17 protein-coding genes are annotated in these 17,792 nt (G+C 60.1%); 8 read left to right on the forward strand and 9 right to left on the reverse strand.

The annotated features are described in order from the left end of the window. Positions 1–73 precede the first annotated feature (73 nt). Positions 74–2,311: a TonB-dependent receptor gene (locus MB02_RS02585; protein ID WP_082825913.1), complete on the reverse strand. Its 2,238-nt coding sequence runs from the start codon at positions 2,309–2,311 to the stop codon at positions 74–76. A 244-nt stretch (positions 2,312–2,555) separates the two neighbouring features. Further along, positions 2,556–3,521, reverse strand: a complete 966-nt coding sequence (locus MB02_RS02590) for an asparaginase (RefSeq protein ID WP_170304606.1) — start codon at positions 3,519–3,521, stop codon at positions 2,556–2,558. A 98-nt stretch (positions 3,522–3,619) separates the two neighbouring features. Here MB02_RS02590 and MB02_RS02595 point away from each other — a divergent pair, with 98 nt between their 5' ends. After that, positions 3,620–3,919 carry a non-heme iron oxygenase ferredoxin subunit gene (locus tag MB02_RS02595; protein WP_206598558.1) on the forward strand — a complete coding sequence of 100 codons (300 nt, stop codon included), beginning with the start codon at positions 3,620–3,622 and terminating at the stop codon, positions 3,917–3,919. Here the strand turns inward: MB02_RS02595 and MB02_RS02600 are convergent. Beyond that, positions 3,916–5,709 carry a gamma-glutamyltransferase family protein gene (locus MB02_RS02600; RefSeq protein ID WP_067532377.1) on the reverse strand — a complete coding sequence of 598 codons (1,794 nt, stop codon included), beginning with the start codon at positions 5,707–5,709 and terminating at the stop codon, positions 3,916–3,918. The two genes, MB02_RS02595 and MB02_RS02600, sit on opposite strands and share 4 nt — an antisense overlap. A gap of 74 nt (positions 5,710–5,783) precedes the next feature. Here MB02_RS02600 and MB02_RS02605 point away from each other — a divergent pair, with 74 nt between their 5' ends. Next, positions 5,784–6,776: a bile acid:sodium symporter family protein gene (locus MB02_RS02605; protein ID WP_067531914.1), complete on the forward strand. Its 993-nt coding sequence runs from the start codon at positions 5,784–5,786 to the stop codon at positions 6,774–6,776. Between the two features lie 24 nt (positions 6,777–6,800). Next, positions 6,801–8,060: an MFS transporter gene (locus tag MB02_RS02610; protein WP_067531916.1), complete on the forward strand. Its 1,260-nt coding sequence runs from the start codon at positions 6,801–6,803 to the stop codon at positions 8,058–8,060. A 123-nt stretch (positions 8,061–8,183) separates the two neighbouring features. Here MB02_RS02610 and MB02_RS02615 read toward each other — a convergent pair whose 3' ends face one another. Further along, positions 8,184–8,996 carry a TauD/TfdA dioxygenase family protein gene (locus MB02_RS02615; RefSeq protein ID WP_067531918.1) on the reverse strand — a complete coding sequence of 271 codons (813 nt, stop codon included), beginning with the start codon at positions 8,994–8,996 and terminating at the stop codon, positions 8,184–8,186. A 255-nt stretch (positions 8,997–9,251) separates the two neighbouring features. Between MB02_RS02615 and MB02_RS02620 the strand changes: the two genes are divergently transcribed. The 3 genes from MB02_RS02620 to MB02_RS02630 all read left to right on the forward strand — a co-directional run bounded on the left by MB02_RS02620 (position 9,252) and on the right by MB02_RS02630 (position 11,945). After that, positions 9,252–10,085 (forward strand): aspartate dehydrogenase, encoded by an 834-nt coding sequence (locus MB02_RS02620; RefSeq protein ID WP_067531920.1) that lies wholly within the window; start codon positions 9,252–9,254, stop codon positions 10,083–10,085. Positions 10,086–10,173: 88 nt separating this feature from the next. After that, a complete protein-coding gene (locus MB02_RS02625; protein WP_067531922.1) occupies positions 10,174–11,397 on the forward strand; it encodes an FAD-dependent oxidoreductase in 1,224 nt (407 codons plus the stop codon). A gap of 11 nt (positions 11,398–11,408) precedes the next feature. Beyond that, a complete protein-coding gene (locus MB02_RS02630; protein ID WP_067531924.1) occupies positions 11,409–11,945 on the forward strand; it encodes a cupin domain-containing protein in 537 nt (178 codons plus the stop codon). A 21-nt stretch (positions 11,946–11,966) separates the two neighbouring features. On the opposite strand, the gene MB02_RS02635 is transcribed toward MB02_RS02630, so the two are convergent. The 5 genes from MB02_RS02635 to MB02_RS17585 are packed head-to-tail and all read right to left on the reverse strand — an operon-like array spanning position 11,967 to position 15,200. Next, on the reverse strand, positions 11,967–12,779 hold the full coding sequence (locus MB02_RS02635; RefSeq protein WP_067531926.1) for a DODA-type extradiol aromatic ring-opening family dioxygenase: 813 nt from the start codon (positions 12,777–12,779) through the stop codon (positions 11,967–11,969). A gap of 4 nt (positions 12,780–12,783) precedes the next feature. Next, entirely contained in the window at positions 12,784–13,044 is a 261-nt protein-coding gene (locus MB02_RS02640; protein WP_067531928.1) for a hypothetical protein, read from the reverse strand. Between the two features lies 1 nt (position 13,045). Further along, positions 13,046–13,867: an alpha/beta fold hydrolase gene (locus MB02_RS02645; protein WP_067531930.1), complete on the reverse strand. Its 822-nt coding sequence runs from the start codon at positions 13,865–13,867 to the stop codon at positions 13,046–13,048. Beyond that, the gene (locus MB02_RS02650; RefSeq protein ID WP_082825915.1) at positions 13,867–15,027 is read right to left on the reverse strand and encodes a Rieske 2Fe-2S domain-containing protein; all 1,161 of its coding nucleotides are present in this window, start codon (positions 15,025–15,027) and stop codon (positions 13,867–13,869) included. The genes MB02_RS02645 and MB02_RS02650 overlap by 1 nt, the downstream gene beginning before the upstream one ends. Further along, complete coding sequence (locus MB02_RS17585) at positions 15,024–15,200, reverse strand: hypothetical protein (RefSeq protein WP_156495384.1); 177 nt, start codon at positions 15,198–15,200, stop codon at positions 15,024–15,026. Before MB02_RS17585 ends, MB02_RS02650 begins: the two co-directional genes overlap by 4 nt. A gap of 73 nt (positions 15,201–15,273) precedes the next feature. Here MB02_RS17585 and MB02_RS02655 point away from each other — a divergent pair, with 73 nt between their 5' ends. Both MB02_RS02655 and MB02_RS02660 read left to right on the forward strand, forming a co-directional pair. Continuing rightward, the gene (locus MB02_RS02655) at positions 15,274–16,254 is read left to right on the forward strand and encodes a 2Fe-2S iron-sulfur cluster binding domain-containing protein (protein ID WP_067531932.1); all 981 of its coding nucleotides are present in this window, start codon (positions 15,274–15,276) and stop codon (positions 16,252–16,254) included. Between the two features lie 76 nt (positions 16,255–16,330). Then, the gene (locus MB02_RS02660; RefSeq protein WP_067531934.1) at positions 16,331–17,677 is read left to right on the forward strand and encodes a metal-dependent hydrolase family protein; all 1,347 of its coding nucleotides are present in this window, start codon (positions 16,331–16,333) and stop codon (positions 17,675–17,677) included. The last annotated feature ends 115 nt before the right edge of the window (positions 17,678–17,792 follow it).

A 17,792-nucleotide genomic window follows, 5' to 3' on the forward strand; every position in this document is an offset into this window, starting at 1 on the left:
ACAAAAGCAGGCAGGTCCGAACCACCAAAGAGTGATCCGGACCCGCCCTGACATTATACCAGGTGTATTCGGACTAGAAGCGTCTGGTAACGCTGGCGGATATGACGCGTGGACGCCCGGGACGGCCCGCGATCGCCGCCGTGTAATTGGCGGTTCCTAGAATGTACTGCTGATCGAATATATTCGATCCGGTCAGCACCACTTTCCAAAGATCGGAAGCGCTGCTCCAGCCGAGGCGCGCATTCACAAGGCCATAGCCCTTCTGCTGCTCGGGATATCCGGTCACGCCATTCACGCCATCATTGGCCGCCGTAAAGAAGACCCGCGACTGGACGTGCGCATCGACTCCTCCGAAAATCGCACCGCCATCGTTCAGTTCATGCGTGTAGGAGGCACCGAACGTCGCGGACCATTTCGGGGCATTGTTCAATCGTTTGTCATGAGCGTCGAAATTGGCGAACTGGGTCACGAATGCGCTGGGATAGCTGCGATAGCGCGCATCCAGATAGGACACGTTGGCAAACAGTTCGAGCCCTCGGGCCGGCTTGCCCATCAGTTCCAGTTCGACGCCCTTGACCCGGGCCGTCGCCGCGTTTTGCGTAATCGCGCCGAAAGTCAGGCCGTCCTGAACGAAGTTCTGCACCTGAAGGTCGGTGTAATCGTAAAGGAACGCATTCACGTTCGCGCGCAATTTACCGTCGAGCAGATCGGTCTTGGCCCCGATTTCATATGACCAGAGATATTCCGGACCATAACCCGCCGCCGCAGCCGCGGCGTTTGTGGAACCGAGGTCATATCCCCCGCTCTTGAAGCCACGCGTGGCGGACGCATAGAGCAGCACGCCGTCACGTGGGCGGAAATTGATGCCGAATTTCGGAGTGAAGGCATCGGCCTTGCGCTTCACATCCACATGATAGGGATCGACGAAGCCGGGGACGCCAACAAGCTTGGGCGCCTGTTCCGCGACTTCGGGATCAGGATCGGACGAGAAGACATAGAAATTGTCCAGCTCGAAATGCTTGCTTTCCTTGGTCCAGCGGAGCCCCGCGACCAGCGAGAGCGTATCGGTCAGTTCAATGTCCGCCTGCCCGAAAAAGGCATAGGATTCCGCCGTGACGAATGGCCGTTGGACAAATGTGATGCCCGCCGGGATGATGTTCAGCGTCAGCGGTTCGGCATTGCGTTCACGGAAATAGTATCCACCGCCGACAAAGTGCACCGGGCCGACCCTTGCATCGAGCGTCAGCTCCTGACTGAACTGGTGCTGGCGGATGTCGCCAATGGTCGTGCGCAAAATGGGCATCGCGCTGGAATCGGCATCGGAAACGATCCGTCCACGAAACTCGCGATAGGCCGTCAGCGAGTGCAAGGTCACCGTATCGCCCAAGGGCAATGTCAGATCCGCTGCACCGCCATAGTTCTTCGTGACCGTGCGGTTATCGAGATCCATCGACACTTTGCCGTAATCGCCCAGGATCGCATCGTCCTGAGGGAAGCCCGTGGGCCGCAGCAGCTTGGGATACTGCCCTAATGCCCCGCTCTGCCGCGACCAGTCCGCCCGCAGTATCAAGTCCCCTTCACCAACGGGAACGAGTAGCTGGCCACGGACACCGCGCGACCGGCCATTTTCAATGTCATTGCCGGTAGAAACATTCTTGCGATAGGCATCGTGGCCGGAAACGTCAGCGGCAATGCTCGCCCGGATACCGGATTCCGTCAGCGGTCCGGAAACATAGCCTTTGAACCCGTACGTGCCATATGTGCCGAGTTCGGCCTGCACTTCCCCGGTCAAATCGGCGGATGGCCGACGGGATACGACATTGATCGTGCCCCCCACCGAATTACGGCCATACAGCGTGCCTTGCGGGCCGCGCAGCACTTCGATCCGTTCGACATCGAGGAAGTCGTTAAAGTAGCTCAACGGCCGAGCCATGTAGACGCCGTCCACATGGATAGTCGTGCTGGGGTCAGAACCGATGAACACGATGTTCGAGCCGATCCCGCGAATGTAGAGTTGGGTGAAGCCGCTGAGATCGGAAACCTGCAGGCTGGGCACATAGGCTTTCAGATCCTGAACGTCCGTAATCCCGCGTTCGGACAGTTCCTCCCCACCGATGGCGGACACCGCGAGCGGGGTATCCTGCAGGCGGGTTTCGCCCATGCGGCTGGCTGTGACGATAATGTCGGCAAGGCCATCGTCTGCCGAAGTTTCGGCTTCCTGGCCGTAGGCTGGCCCTTGTGCAGCCAATACGAAGCCCAGCGCGCTGCCCAATGTTCCGCAGGCGAACCTCCGGATTGAACTCCTTGTCATGTCATCTCCCCTTGCAACGTTTTTGTCTTTACTTCTGGTCGCAGTCAGGCCCCGACTTCCAACAGGTTCCGGCGTTATGCCGTGTGCCCTGCTGCCCCGTGTCCGGCCAGACGAGCAACCATATAGCAGTCTAGGACAGAATAGAAAAATGCACCCCCTCAAAATTGAGGGGGGATGACGAATTTCATCGTTGCTTATGCGTTGTTTACAAACGCAAGGGTGTCGATGCCGGCGCGAAACGCGCCTAGGCCAACGATAACGTCTGGAGCATAGCACTGGCTTCGCTGCCGCTGCGCCCTCCCAGAACACAGGCCATCAATATCCGCATCTTGCGCGCTGACAGGCTTCCGGCGAAACAGGCGCCCGCACGCTCCAGGTCGGCGGCCGAGCCATAAGCGGTTCCCGCCCCGCCCTCGGCGCTCGCAGCCACCGCAAGCAGAACGCCGCGCACGAGTACGTGGCGAGCAGCCTCCAGCATGTCTTCAGAGACATTGCCCATGCCCAATCCCTGCAGGACCACCCCGCGAACAGGCGGTTGCGCGAGACGTTCCAACGTCCGCCCGCTGGTGCCAAGCCCCACGAGCAGAAGTTCAACTTCCTCGTCAGGCGTTTCGCATGCAATTTTCGGACAAGCGGATTCGATCCGATCGATATGAGCCCCAGCGGCGTCGACAGTTCCAACCGCGATGGAATGCGGGCCGAATGCCGCCAATGAGCGGGTATGGATTTTGGAGCAACGCCATGCCGGCAATATCCAGCCGCCAAACACCACGAGCACACCCGCACCATGCGCTGCGTGATGTCGTGCCACGACTATCGCATCCCGCAGATTGGTCACGCCATCGAATCCGGAATGTTCCGGTGTCCGCTGCGCTCCTGTAAAAATTACCGGCTTCGTGGTCCGCAACAGCAGTTGCGCCATGAAGAATACTTCTTCCATGGTGTCGGTTCCATGGGCCACCACCACGGCATGGACATCTTCCCGTGCGGCCTGAGCTTCGATCATGGCAACGATCCGCCGGGCGTCAGCCAAGCTCAAATTCTCGCTCAGCCCCGTTCCTGTCGCATGAATTTCACACCTTTCGCCGATCGTCCGGGGGAGCAGGTTCAATGTCTGCCCAATCCCGCCAGCCGAGCGGAAAGCGCCATCAGGCCCGCTTGTCGCAGAGATCGTGCCACCGGCATCGATAATAGCGATCTTCTGATGCATTATGCCCGCCTTCCAATCAATTGACTTGCGCATTTTTGTATGACAATCATACATACATGGCAACCGAATCCTTGATTGATACCGACGCTGGAGCGGGCATGAAACTCTGCAATGTGGACGACCTCAAACCGGGGGAAATGATGCGTTTCGAACCGGACGGCATGGACCCGATCCTGCTGTGCAACGATGGCGGGGTGTTCCGCCTTGTGGAAGACGAATGCACGCATGCCATTGCGTCATTGTCCGAAGGGCGTCTGGAAGGCCATATCCTGTTTTGCCCGCTGCATGGTGGCAGCTTCGACATTCGCACCGGAAAAGCAGCCAGCCTGCCCTGCAAGATGGCGCTCAACACCTTCGACGTGGAAGTCCGCAACGGCGAAGTCTGGATGATCGACTAACGTCCCACTGCATAGGCCTGCATCAGGCGCGGGGTCGCCGCGCCTGAGAGAATCCCATCCCTGTCGCGCTCGATCGCGGTCAACCGGCCAGCGCTCCATTCCGGTGCCACCTGGACGTCGTGCCCGCGATGGCGGAGATCCTCGATAATATCAGTCCCCCAGTTTTCCTCGACCACTGCGACACCGGGCAGAGCCTGCCGCGGATAGAACGAGGCCGGGAAATGCACCGAATGGTAGAGCGGCTGATCAATTGCCTGCTGCAGGCTCGCCCCGGCCAGTATCCGCCGCAGGAGAAGCTGGAGTTGCCACTGGTCCTGCTGATCTCCACCCGGAGTGCCGCAGATCAGCGCCGGTCGGCCTTCGAAATGCGCCAGCGTCGGGGTAAGGGTCGTTCTCGGTCGTTTGCCGGGAACGAGCGTTCCGGGAAGGCCGGGCTCCAGCCAGAACATTTGTGCCCGTGTGTTGAGCGCGAAACCAAGCCCCGGCACCGTGGGGGACGATTGCGGCCATCCCCCCGATGGCGTGGCGGAGACCATATTGCCCCAACGATCCGCAACGTCGAGATGCACGGTATCGCCCGGTTTGATGGTCGGCTTCAGATGAACCATTGTCGGTTCACCGATCCCCAACCCGCCGGCCGAAGGATCGGCGGGACGGATCTGCGCCAGGGAACGTGCGACCTGTTCTTCAAAACCCGGTACCACGCCCGGCCGGATATCCAGCGACGCCGTCTCGTCGATCAGTCCCGCCCGCTCTGTGGCGTAGTCGCGGGAAAGCAGCGCTCCCAGCGGGACATCCACGAAATCGGGATCGCCATAATATGCCTCGCGATCGGCGAAGGCGAGTTTCAACGCCTCCAGCACGACATGAACGCCAGCTGCCTCACCCAGCGCCTCCGCTCCTACTCCTTTCGCCTCGAGAATGGCGAGAGCCTGCAACAGGACTGGCCCTTGCCCCCACGGCCCCGTCTTGCAGATCGTCCAGTCGCCGAAGTCATGCGTAACAGGCGTTTCATACCTCGCCTGCCAATTGGCCATGTCTTCCCCCCGCAACAGGCCGCGATGCTTTTCACCGCTCGCATCCATCAGGGGTTCCGCCATGAAGAACCGCTCGATCGCATCGGCAACAAAGCCCTGCGACCATGCATTGCGGGCTCTTTCAATTCGCGCTTCACGCGAGCCATGCGTTCCCGCTTCCGCCAGAATCCGTTTCCAGGTCGCTGCAAGAACCGGATTGCGAAACAGCTTGCCTGCAACGGGGGGATTGCCGCCGGGCAGCCAGACCTCCATGCCGCTCTGCCATTCGTACCGCAGCGCATCGGCGACATCGGCAATTGCCCGCGCCGCGCCGGGCAGTAAAGGATACCCATGTTCAAGATAATGGATTGCCGGGGCCAGCACTTCATCCAACGGCATGGTTCCATGATCGCGCAGCAACTGCATCCAGGCGTCGAATGCGCCCGGCACGACCGCCGCGATCATGCCGGAACCCGGAACCATATCGAGGCCCAGATTGCGGAAAGTTTCGACCTTCGCCGCCACCGGAGCCACACCCTGGCCACACAGCACTTCCGTCTTTCCGGTGCGGGCCGAATGGAACACAATCGGCACCTCGCCCGCCGGGCCGTTCAGATGCGGTTCCACGGCATGCAGGACAAAACCCGCCGCAACAGCGCCATCGAATGCATTTCCGCCGCGTTCCATCACGCCCATGGCCGTTGCCGCAACCGCCCAATGGGTTGCCGCAGCGACGCCGAAAGTTCCCCTGATGTCCGGACGCGTCGTAAACATTTCGCCACCTTCTGCGATACCTATTGCAGTTTGTATGACAGTCTGACAAATAATGTGCAAGCAAGGAGCTCACGATGACAAGACTGATCCGGGAAATCGATCGCTACAGTCTTCTCCTTCTGGCAACGGTTCTGCTGGCCACGCTTCTGCCCGCTTCCGGGCAGTTTGCGGTCGCGCTCGGCTGGGTGACCAAGCTGGCAATCGCCATGCTGTTCTTCCTCCATGGCGCGAAGCTGTCGCGTCAGGCGATATTGTCCGGCATCACCAACTGGAAACTGCACATCGTGGTCTTTCTCGCCACCTTCATGCTGTTTCCCTTGCTGGGGGTCGCCTTTTCGGAAGGGACGGCCTTTTTCCTCGATCCAATGCTGGTCACCGGCATTCTGTTTCTGACGCTGCTTCCATCCACCGTCCAGTCGTCGATCGCGTTCACGTCGATCGCAGGCGGCAATGTCCCGGCAGCAGTGTGCGCAGCGTCCCTGTCCAATTTCGCGGGTATTTTCATCACGCCGGTGCTGACGGCCCTGCTGATCGGAGCACATGGCAGCGGCGGCGATTCCCTGGCCGCGATCCAGGCCATCATGATCCAGTTGCTGTTACCGTTCCTGGCCGGGCACTTGCTCCGCCCGCTGGTTGGCGGGATCATCAGCCGTCACAAGTATGTCGTCTCGCTGCTTGATCGCGGATCGATCCTGCTCGTTGTCTATTCGGCGTTCAGCGCCGCCGTGATCGAGGGCCTGTGGCAGAGCGTGCCGGTCTGGCAGCTTCTCGTAACCGTGGCAGTGTGCATACTGCTTCTGGCGCTAGTGCTGGCAATTACACACTATTCGGGCAGGGCCCTCGGCTTTTCACCCGCCGATCGGGCAACGATCCTGTTTTGCGGTTCGAAAAAGAGCCTCGCCTCCGGCGTTCCCATGGCCGGCGTCCTGTTCCCGGCAGCGCAGGTCGGCGCCATCATCCTGCCCCTGATGATATTCCACCAGCTGCAGCTGCTCGTTTGCGCGGCAATAGCCCAGCGCTGGGCGCGCAAGCCCGATGTAGCCGGGCCCGCAGCAATGGCCAATTGATCCCCCCTATGGAGTGCCTTCCCGATGAACCAGCCTGACGCCCCACGCAAATTCTATTACGGCTGGATCATCGTGGGGGTTTGCCTGTTCGGCATATCAACCGGCCCGGCAGCTTTCGGTCTTGCTTCGATGGGGCTGTTCTCCGAATCCCTCCACCAGACATTCGGCTGGTCCCGGACGGAAATCAGCGCGGCCGTCTCCATCATGATGCTGTCTACTGCACTGGCAATGCCATTGGCCGGGAGAATGGTCGACCGGTGGGGCGCACGCCGGGTTCTCATTCCTTCGATCGTACTGCTCGCCCTGTGTCTCCTCGCCATGCCCATGGTGACGCAATACTGGCAGTTCATCGCGGTTTATCTCGGGATGGGGACCATTGCCGTCGGCACCAATTCCGTGCCGTACATGCGGATCATCGCCTCGTGGTTCGACCGGCGCAGAGGCCTGGCGATCGGCATTGCGGGAAGCGGTACGGGACTGGGCTTTGCTTATGTGCCGCTGTTGACCGAAGCTCTGGTTTCCCGCGGTGGGTGGCAAACCGGCTATATCGGGCTTGCCGCCGTACTGCTCCTCGTTACGCTGCCTCTCACCATCTTCGTCTTGCGCGAAAGCCCTCGCGATATCGGTCTTTCAATCGACGGCGGAGCCGCAACGGAAGAACAGGTTGAAGACCATACGGGGCTTTCCCCCAGGGAGGCTCTTCGCAGCCGTAATTTCTGGGTTCTGGCCTCGATTTTCGTCGGGCTCGCCTTCGTTCTCTATGGGCTCATCCCCCATCTCGTTCCGATGTTGACCGACAATGGCCTCTCCAGCGGCACCGCCGCCCTGATTGCCTCGGTCTTCGGCCTGGCAGCCTTCGGAGGACGCCTGCTGATCGGTTTCCTGATCGACAAATACGATGCACGGCGGATCGCCCTGCTGTTCTTCTCATTGTCTGCCGTCGGCCTGGTCATTCTCGCCACGCCAGCCCCGCCCGGAGTGCTGGTTCTGGTTGCGGTGCTGCTCGGGGGAAGCCTCGGCGCGGAAGTGGACATGCTGGCCTATCTCGCCAGCCGTTACTTCGGCCTGCGATGTTTTGCGCAAATCTTCTCGCTGCTCTTTTCCGCAGTGCTGGTGGCGATGGGCCTTGGCCCTCTGGCATTCGGGCTCGTTTATGACATCACCGGCAGTTATGGCGCGATTCTCGCTCTCGGCGTTCCGATCTGCATCGCTGCAATTCTGCTTGTCCTGCTGCTTCAGCCTTATGGCGAACGCGCCCGGGGCGGTCAGATTTCCCGCACCTGAACTACCGCGCAACCGAGCCAGGCCCCGCTCCGTTCCGGATCGGTTCCCTCTGCCGACGATAAAAAGAAGGCCCCGCAACAGCGTTGCGGGGCCTTCGCCGTATAGCCTGACCAAAGGCCGATGTCAGGCTGCGGCAGGGAAGCCGTTATCTTCGATCTGGACCCGGAAGCCTGAGCGAACTGCAGGATAATAATCCCAGATTGCGAGATGCTGTGTACAACGATTGTCCCAGAAAGCTACCGAATGCGGTTCCCAACGGAAGCGCACCTGAAAATATTCATTGGCGCAATGCTGGAACAGGAAGTGCAGGATCGCATCGCTTTCCTGCTTGGACAGTTCGTTGATGTGGCTGGTGAAGCCCGGATTGACGAAGATCACCTTGCGGCCGGTCACGGGATGCACCCGGATTAGGGGATGAACTGCCACCGGGTAATTGCCCGACGGATCGAAGCGGCCGAAAGCCAGCTTGCCGTCATGCGTTGCGGTAAGACCTTCCAGATAAGTCTTCATGCGATCGGACAACGCATCATACGCCGCATACATACTGGCGAAGACGGTATCTCCTCCCAGGGGCGGCAACGTGTGCAGATACAGAATACTTCCCATCGGCGGGTGTTCCGCACAGGTCATGTCCGAATGCCATTCTTCGCCTGCGACATGTTTCGATGTCTCGTCGGCGTGCAACTTGCGGACTTCCGGATGGTCCGGCAGGCCCTTTAACGCGTGACGGGCCAATGGACCGAAATGCAGCCCCACACGCTTCAGCGATTCGGGATCGAGGTTCTGGTCTCTGAAGAAGATTACCTGATGATCGGCCAGTGCCTTGCCCAAGTCGGCGACCTGAGCATTCGTCAACGGCGCGGACAAGTCCACTCCGCTGATAATTGCCCCGATACGCGGGGTGAGCTTTTCCGCCGTCAAAGTATCATATTGCATAGTTTCGCCGACCTTTCCGGAAGTCAGGTTGCTGATATTTTGTCATACAATATTATCTTCTAGCTCGAATTTCCGCAAGTGCTTTCAAACCGCACATGATGTCCCTTGGCAATCCGCGCACAGTGCAAACAGCAAACAGGCCACAAGCTGACTAGCTGGCCTGGCCGGTCAGTGCACCTGCAATGAAGCCCGCCCTTCCCAAATGAGCCACCACGATATAATGTATTATTGTATGACATTTTTATGGAGTGCTTCATGGAGTTTTCCGCTGGCGTGTTCGGATCGGGGGCAAAGCGTATCGGCCTGATCGGTCATGGCGCGATCGGTGCAGAAATTACGGCTGCACTCAGCCGGCTAGGGGAAGATAGCCGGCATGTTGCAACGCTCGTCCGTCCTGGGCGTCCTGCGCCCAAGGCCGTTCACGACCTTGATTCTCTCATCGCCACGGCACCGGATTGCGTGATCGAATGCGCGGGTCACGGCGCGGCGGGCGCATACGCGGTACCACTGTTGCATGCCGGGATCGACATTGTCCTTTCCTCTGTCGGCATTCTGGCCGATCCGGACTTCACTGCCAGACTGCTTGCTGCCGAGGCCGTTGGCGGCGGCCGCGCAATGTTGCCTGCCGGCGCAATCGCCGGCCTCGACGGGCTGATCGCGGCAACCCTGGCCGGCACCGATCGTGTGACCTATATTTCCTACAAACCGCCCGAGGCCTGGCAAGGTACTCCGGCCCAGGACCTGATCGACCTCGATCACGCGGAAAGCGAGATATGCTTTTTCGAAGGGACGGCCCGCGAAGCAGCCGCCAACTACCCGAAAAATGCCAATGTCGCAGTTGCAGTGGGACTGTCCGGAATCGGCCTCGACCGCACAAGGGTCCGGCTCGTATCATCCCGTGAAGTGGACGATCCGCTCGGTGTTATCGAGGCGGATGGCCCCTTTGGCCGCTTCCGCTTCGAAATCCTTGCCCTTGCCGCGCCGAGCAATCCCAAGACTTCCGCACTGACGGCCTACAGCCTCCTGCAATGCGCACGGCTGGGCAATGCCTGGCCGATTTCCGCACTGGCAGCAAGCATGCCCGCATGAATATGCGCACCTAGTCAACTTGTATGCTTTTATTATTGTCATACAAGTTGAGAGAGGATAGCTTGGCGGTAATTCGGAAAGGAGTCCCATGGCTGACAGTGACCGAGTGATTATCGTTGGGGCCGGCCCGGTGGGCAGTGTATTGGCGCTGGCTCTGCGGCAGGCAAATATCCCGGTCACATTGATCGAGGCCCTGCCCGCACCGGAAAAGGATTGCCGCGCAGCGTCCTGCCATCCCCCAACCATCGCCATGCTCGAACGCCTGGGGTTACTGGAAACGGGCATCGAACAGGGGCTTATCTCGCCCGTCATGCACTTCCACGATCGCGTCACCGGCGAAGTACTGGGGCGGTTCGATCTGCGAAAAATGAAGGATCCACCGGCCCACCCGTATGTTCTGCAATGGGAACAATACAAGCTGGCCGGCACGATCATTGAATTACTGGAAAAAGATCCCGGCTGCGAAATCCGGATGAACACGAGGATTGAGGATTTCGCGGAGCAGGATGATGGAATCACCGCCATCGTCACGAATGCGCAAGGCGAAACCGAGCGCCTCCCCGGGCGATATCTGGTCGGCTGTGACGGCGGACGCAGCACAGTGCGCAAGCTGGCCGGAATCGAATTCGAAGGTTTTACCTGGCCCGAACGCTTCCTGAAGATCGACACCCGTTTCGATTTTTCCAGTCTCGGCCCGCACATCGCCAATCGCAACTATTTCTCCGATCCTGACGAATGGCTCAACCTGTTCAAGGCCCGTGGCGAGGATGGTTCCGGCATGTGGCGCGCAGTGGGGCCGACCCTGCCCGAACAAAGCGAGGAAGAGGTTCTCGATCCCGCTGCGGTGGAGGCCCGGCTGCAGAAGTTCTGCCCCCGTGACGAACCCTATGAAATCGTCACCGTTGCCTTGTACAAGGTTCACCAGCGTGTGGCGGAAACCTTCAACAAGGGGCGCGTGCTGCTGGCCGGAGACGCAGCCCATGTGAACAACCCGGTCGGCGGCATGGGGATGAACGGCGGCATTCACGACGCGATCAATCTGGCCGACAAACTGGCGCAGATCTGGCACGCAGGGGCCGATCCAAAACCACTTCTCGACCATTACACCCGCCAGCGCCGCAAGGGGCAGGTCGACGGGGTTCAGGCACAAAGTATCGCCAACAAACGAACCCTTGCAGAGCGCGACCCGACCATGCGCGAGCAGAATCTCGAAGAAATCCGAACGGCGGCGGCAACGCCTGAACTGCACGACGCCTTCATTCGCCGCGCCTGCATGATTGACAGTTTCGCTGCCGCGGAAGCGCTGGAATAGGGAGCACATCCATGAGCAACATCGCACGTCACCCGCGTCCGGCGGAAATCGCGGACTGGAGCCTGGAACAGATCATGGCGCGGTATGTCGCCAAGTTCGGCACCCGGACAGCCGACTGGGACGCGTTTTCCGACGCCAGCATCGAAGGGTATCGCCGCGCGCAGTATCGCTTCGTCGGCGCCGGAGCCTCCGGCAAACACGATGACGCCAACATCGTACCTGCCGGAAATTTTACCGTTTCTATCATGGAAGTGCCCCCTGGGCAGGGCAATGCCCCCCATACTCACGAGGTGGAGGAAGTCTTCTTCATCCTTCAGGGCCGCTGTGTCGTGTTCGTGGAAGACGAACAGGGCAACCGCGTTTCCGACGAGCTCGGCCCATGGGAAATGGTCAGCTGCCCGCCGGGCGTGATTCACGGCTATCAGAACGATCGCGACGAACCCTGTTTCCTGCAGGTCATGCTGGGTCGGGGCAAACCGGACGTCGCTGGCTTTGCCAGTCAGGAACTGTTCGACAAGCGCGACGCCCACTTGTCCAAGGACGCCTGAATCAACCTGTTGTATGGCCGGTCAGGCCGGGTGGAGTTCCACACCGGCCATTCCGGTCGCCCATGCCGGGATCGCTTCGTAGAACAGGCATTCTCCCGGAGCCCCCGGAACTGCGCCGGCAAGCGCGATCCACGCGCCGATTTCGAGACCGCCATTGCCTGCCGTGGCCAGGATATCCGCGTTTTCGAGCGCTGACAGGTCCGTTCCCCGGCCTTGCACCATAGCGTCGAGTACTGCGCGGTCCCATTCTTCGACGACCGTACCTTCCCGCTTCATCCCAACCCAGTGGGAAAGTCCCCCGGCAGCGAGCAACACCACGCGTTCGTCTGCGGGCCGGGTCGCGACGTATTCGGCGATCAATGCCCCGAACCGCAGGCATTCCGCGGGCGATGGATCGGGATAGAAGACGCTGTTGACGAAAGCCGGGACCATCGGAATTTCACGCTGCGGATCGACAATCCCCAAAGGGATCATGACACCGTGATCCGGTTGCAGCGACTCAGCGGCCGTCAACACGGGCCCTTCCCTGGCTACGGCAAAGTCGAGCAGGCCACCGGCAAAGGCCGCATGGCCGGGCACGGGATCGCGCGGCAGGCCCATATCTCCGCACGGGACAAATTCCGCGGCCGTCCCCACAGCAAAAGGTGCTGGCGTCGCCAGACTGAAGTTGTTGAGATGATCGCTGGTGAGGATCACGATGAGCGTCGGCTCCAGCGCTCTCACCCGTCGTCCGATCTCGCGCATGCCCTGGAACACGCGCTCGGATTGTTCCTCCACTCCATCCGGAGCCCCGAGTTGGTGCGACATGGCGAATGCGCCGACGATCTTGCCCATTGTCCTATCTCCGGTCGAAAAAGTGACTTATCGCGAAGAACGGCATGGTGGGGCGCCCCGACCAGATCAGCCATTTGATCACGTAATTGCCGTGGATGCCCAACGCGGATAGCTCGTCCCGGCTGCCGGACAGCAGGACCGGCCGAGCCGCAGTGTCCACTTCGAAGCGTTCGAGCAATTGTTCCGGCGCTTCCTTCACCAATGCTCTCTCGACGGGATGGCGCACGAGATGTTCGATCAGTTCGTGAACCCCGCATGGCGCCATGTCAGTGGTCCTGTTCCAGAAAAGTCGTCACGGCGGCGCAGAAGTCTTCGGTGGCCTCGATCATGGCCCAGTGGCCACAGTGGGGCACGATGTAGCCCCAGCTGTTTTCGATCAGTTCGAGGAACTTCATCGCCCGCGGCAGGATGGAAACGCCATCCTGCTTGCCATTGACCACAAGCACCGGCTGACGAATGCGCGCGACAAAGTCCTCGGTATAATTCAGCGTGCCCTTGCGGGTTTCCGCATTGATGGCCGCCAGCGCGGCCTGAGCCTCCGGCGTATCCACCAGATCATAGCGATACTTCACCATTTCTTCGCTCGGCTCGAAACCCGGAGCGGTCAGGCCACCGATGACACGGCGCATGCCGTCCATGGTGAAATCGTAGCGCAGGTTGTGCATCAGATCCGGCGAGGGCTTGGGCGGAATTGGAAGCCCCGCGCTGCCCATCAGCACCATCTTTCCGATCAGTTCGGGGTATTCGACCGCCACGCCGATTCCTGTGGCCCCGCCCATGGAATTCCCGACATAGGCCACGCCGGAAAGATCCATCGCTTTCAGGAAATCGGCCATATGCCGGTTTCGTCCCGGCTGATCGTAAACATATGCGTCCGGCGATGGCTTGTCGGTCTTGCCGAAGCCGATCATGTCAGGCGCGATGACATGAAATTGTTTGGCAAAGATCGGGATGCAATCAGACCAGTTGCCAAGACTGTCCGCACCCGCACCCCCGCCGTGCACCAGCACGAGCGGTGGCCCTTCCCCCGCTTCGAGATAATGCGTGCGGACACCCCCGGCGTCGATGAAACGGGATGTCCATTCCATCAGCGGAGATCCTGCTTGGTCTGGATGCCGCGCCCATGGTCGCTGGCCAGCCTGCGCCATTCGAGGATCGTCGTATCCGGTTCGCACAGCATTTCATCCACCCAGCCGTAATCGTCAGCATAGAACGGTTCGGTCACTTCACGCGCCCAGATGTCGTCGCCATTGAAGCCATCGAGGCCATGGGGCTTCCAATGGGTTTCGAACTTGTTCGCGAAATCCACCCGCTCCTGCTCGGTCGTGCACACCTGGCCCAGCGTCTGGACATAGAGGTGCCGTTTTTCGTCGAGCGGGACGTACCATTCGAATTGCGTGATGCCCGGCATCGGAAAGCTGTTGACCTTGAGCACACCGGGCAACCAGATCGACGTACCCACTGAAGCGGAAGTGCCCTTCACCTTGTCGAGCTTCGGGCCACGAATGACCACTTGGCCATCGATTTCGCCATCCCAGACGGGATGGTGCTTGGAAAAGTCATCCTCCACGCCCTTGGGGCCGTCTTCATCCTCCACCCGGGTGACCGCACCAGGGAGCGGCGTGTGACCCAGCGGGAAATTGAATTCCCTGAAGTGGCGCAGGGTCGAATCCTTGTGAATGAAGATGTGCAGCGTGTCGAAGCCGTTTTCGGCCCCCATCCGCCAATTGGATTCCACCACGCGGTGCTTGCCCAGGACCATCAGATCCTCATCGAGGAAGCCGGGCGGGACATCCTTCTTCAGTTCATGAACCTTATCTTCGTCCCCCAGGAAGACGAAGATAAGGCCCTTCGCCTCCTCACAAGGATACGTGACGATCTTGCGGCGTCCGCACAGACGGCTGTCGGGGACTGCGAGAATGTTGACCAGTTCGCCGGTCTGGAACCGGTAGGTGTACCCGTGATACCAGCAGGTGATCGTATCCTTGGTGTAGCAATCCGGCTTGCGCGACAAGGGCACCCCACGGTGCAGGCAACGATCGCGCATCGCATAAACCTTGCCGTCGATCCGCTTCAGCAGCAGGCGTTCGCCGAGCAACTGGATCACCTCGATCGCACCTTCATCCAGCTCCTTGGAAAAACGGACCGGATACCAGTGGTTGCGGAAGCCCAGTTTGGCTTCGACGTAACCCCGCCAGTCTCCGACCATTGCCGCCACTTCCGGGTTTACGAGAGGCTCTTCACTCACGCGCTATTCTCCTGATCGGATGCTGAAAAACATGGAGGAATGACATTGGCAGGGCCAATCCGTGCCCACACCGCATTCCCCACTGCAACGCCCCCATCGGGCCACATCGCCACCGCATGGCTGGACGGATCGAAACCCCCGGATTGCCATGCAAGAAATTCGGTTGCAGTCATAGCATCATCTTATATGATTGTATGACAAAATCAACGGCATTTTTCGACGAGGTTGGCGATGCATAGAGCACGATTGGAATTCGACGACGGCGCCTGGATCGAACTGAATGTCGATGATGAGGAAACCGTGGCAGAAGCGGCGATGCGCCAGGATTCTCCACTCCGGGTGGACTGCCTGTCCGGCGAATGCGGGGCCTGTCTCGCGCATTGTTCCGACAGCTCGCAAATTCTTCGCAATGAAGCCCCGGTCATCACGGCCAGCGAGGCAACGCGAGGTCTTGTCGCCACATGCCGCACCCGGCTTCGAGGGCAGGCGAGCTTCCGGCTCGACTATCCCCTCTCACCCCGACCAAGCGAACCCGCGAAACTGCGTGGCGAAGTCGCCCGGCACGATCGCCTGTGCGAAACGGTGTCCCGGCTGATCATCGAACTGCATGACTGCGAAGAGTTTGTCTTCCAGGCCGGGCAATACCTGCGCCTACGGCCGCCTGGTCTGCGCGTGGCGCGGCCATATTCCATTGCCAGCACAATGGCCGATCTGCCGTTCGTCGAGCTGCTCATCCGACATGTGCCGGGGGGGCAGGTGAGCGGCTGGCTGAACGATCGGGCAACGGCAGGCGACAAGGTCACAGTGCAAGCCCCACTGGGCGGATTCGCCGCAGACACGCGGGCGGCCAGACAGATATTTCTGGCCGGAGGGACAGGACTGGCGCCAGTCCTGTCCATGATTCGCGAGCAGGCGCAAACTGGCCGCGATCTAACCCTGTGCTTCGGCTGCTCCTCGCCCGCAGAACTTTTCATGTATGACGAATTGCAGGAACTGGCACACAATACACCCAGCCTGGACGTGCGCATCGCGCTCCTGCGTGATGCGGCTGGACCGATCAGTGAGGGAACCGCGCTTTCCCTTCTTCGCGATACCGATTTCACGCCGGAGACGAGTTTCCATCTCTGCGGACCACCCCCCATGATCGCCAGCGCGCAGCAGATCTTCGAGGACCGCGGCGTTGCGGATCGCCGCATCCGGGCAGAGCGCTTCCTCGCCTCTGTCTAGTTTATGCTTGCTTGTATGATTGTATGATAATAGCTTGCTTCGCACCTGCAACATTGCATGCCTGCAAGGAGACAAGATGAGCTTCGCCCACTCGATAAACGCCGGCTTGCGCCGCCTTGGTCTCGCTTCCGCCCTGACGGCTGCTTCTCTCGGCCTCTTCGCCACCCCGGCCCAGGCAGCGGAAAAAGTCATCCATGCAGGCAAGTTGTTCGATGCGGACAGCGGCACGCTCAAAGGTCCGTCCAGCATCGTGATCGAAGACGAGAGGATCGTTTCCGTTCAGCCAGGCTTCGTTTCTCCCGAAGGGGCCGAAGTGATCGACCTTTCGAGCCTGACCGTACTGCCCGGCCTGATCGATTCGCATACTCATGTCACTTCACTGCCCCGTACCGGGAACAGTATCGCCAAGACGATGACCTATTCACCGCTCGACGTTGTTCTGGCGGCAACGGTAAACGCACGGAACATGCTGTTGGCGGGCGTTACCACGATCCGCGACCTCGGCGCGCTCTACGGTGCCGATACCGCGCTGAAAGCAGCAATCGGCCGGGGCTCGGTCATAGGTCCACGAATGTGGATTGCGGGTGAAGCCATCGGCCCGACGGCAGGCCACAACGACTGGAGCAGCGGAATTGCGCCGGATGTGAGCCGCCCCGAATTTGGCGCCGGTCTCGCCGACGGCCCGGATGCTGTGCTGGCTCTTGTCCGCATGGAACACAAACTGGGCGCGACTGTAATCAAGATCATGCCCTCCGGCGGTGTCGTCAGCCAGAACGACAATCCCAAGCACAAGCTGATGACCGACGCCGAAATCGCCGCGGCGGTGGAAGGCGCCCACATGGTCGGCCTGAAGATCGCGGCCCATGGCCATGGCAAGGAGGCGATCGACACCGCTGTGCGCCTGGGCGTCGATTCCATCGAACACGGCACATACGCTGACGACGAGAGTTTCCGCCTCATGCGGCAGCACGGGACCTATTTCGTCCCCACTCTGCTCACCACTCACAAGCTCTATGATACCGCCACCAACCGGCCGGAAGCTCTCAACCCCTCGACGCGCGCAAAGGTCCTCGCCATGGGCACCGGCAGCGACAAACTGACCCGCGCCTATCGGGCCGGAGTGAAAATCGCACTGGGCAGCGATACGGGTTTTGGCGAGAATCTGAAAGAGGCCGCATTGATGAAAGCCGCCGGGATGAGTTCGCTGGACGTGCTCCTCTCCGCTACAGCCAATGCAGCCGATCTCATTGGATCGGACGAGATCGGAAAAATTCTGCCCGGCCGCTACGCCGACATCGTCGCGGTCGACGGCGATCCACTGGCAGACGTTTCACTGCTCGAACATGTCGTGTTTGTGATGAAAGGTGGCACGGTCTACAAGGTGGGTGGTGAAGAAGTCGTCGTGCCGCTCGTCAATCCCTGAAGCCTTCGGTTCGTGATCGTGTGAGACCGCGACTGACAAATTTCATCATTTGGAATTGCAGATTGTCGGACTGACTTATTATACGATGACCCGACGACCCATGTCGTCAACCGAA

This window comes from Croceicoccus estronivorus (genome assembly GCF_001625325.1).
Taxonomy (GTDB): Bacteria; Pseudomonadota; Alphaproteobacteria; order Sphingomonadales; family Sphingomonadaceae; genus Caenibius; species Caenibius estronivorus.

Bases quoted from the DNA above. Each gene is read 5' to 3' on its own strand.
- MB02_RS02585 (WP_082825913.1), bottom strand. From the start codon at position 2,311: ATGACAAGGAGTTCAATCCGGAGGTTCGCCTGCGGAACATTGGGCAGC.
- MB02_RS02590 (WP_170304606.1), bottom strand. From the start codon at position 3,521: ATGCATCAGAAGATCGCTATTATCGATGCCGGTGGCACGATCTCTGCG.
- MB02_RS02595 (WP_206598558.1), top strand. From the start codon at position 3,620: ATGAAACTCTGCAATGTGGACGACCTCAAACCGGGGGAAATGATGCGT.
- MB02_RS02600 (WP_067532377.1), bottom strand. From the start codon at position 5,709: ATGTTTACGACGCGTCCGGACATCAGGGGAACTTTCGGCGTCGCTGCG.
- MB02_RS02605 (WP_067531914.1), top strand. From the start codon at position 5,784: ATGACAAGACTGATCCGGGAAATCGATCGCTACAGTCTTCTCCTTCTG.
- MB02_RS02610 (WP_067531916.1), top strand. From the start codon at position 6,801: ATGAACCAGCCTGACGCCCCACGCAAATTCTATTACGGCTGGATCATC.
- MB02_RS02615 (WP_067531918.1), bottom strand. From the start codon at position 8,996: ATGCAATATGATACTTTGACGGCGGAAAAGCTCACCCCGCGTATCGGG.
- MB02_RS02620 (WP_067531920.1), top strand. From the start codon at position 9,252: ATGGAGTTTTCCGCTGGCGTGTTCGGATCGGGGGCAAAGCGTATCGGC.
- MB02_RS02625 (WP_067531922.1), top strand. From the start codon at position 10,174: ATGGCTGACAGTGACCGAGTGATTATCGTTGGGGCCGGCCCGGTGGGC.
- MB02_RS02630 (WP_067531924.1), top strand. From the start codon at position 11,409: ATGAGCAACATCGCACGTCACCCGCGTCCGGCGGAAATCGCGGACTGG.
- MB02_RS02635 (WP_067531926.1), bottom strand. From the start codon at position 12,779: ATGGGCAAGATCGTCGGCGCATTCGCCATGTCGCACCAACTCGGGGCT.
- MB02_RS02640 (WP_067531928.1), bottom strand. From the start codon at position 13,044: ATGGCGCCATGCGGGGTTCACGAACTGATCGAACATCTCGTGCGCCAT.
- MB02_RS02645 (WP_067531930.1), bottom strand. From the start codon at position 13,867: ATGGAATGGACATCCCGTTTCATCGACGCCGGGGGTGTCCGCACGCAT.
- MB02_RS17585 (WP_156495384.1), bottom strand. From the start codon at position 15,200: ATGACTGCAACCGAATTTCTTGCATGGCAATCCGGGGGTTTCGATCCG.
- MB02_RS02660 (WP_067531934.1), top strand. From the start codon at position 16,331: ATGAGCTTCGCCCACTCGATAAACGCCGGCTTGCGCCGCCTTGGTCTC.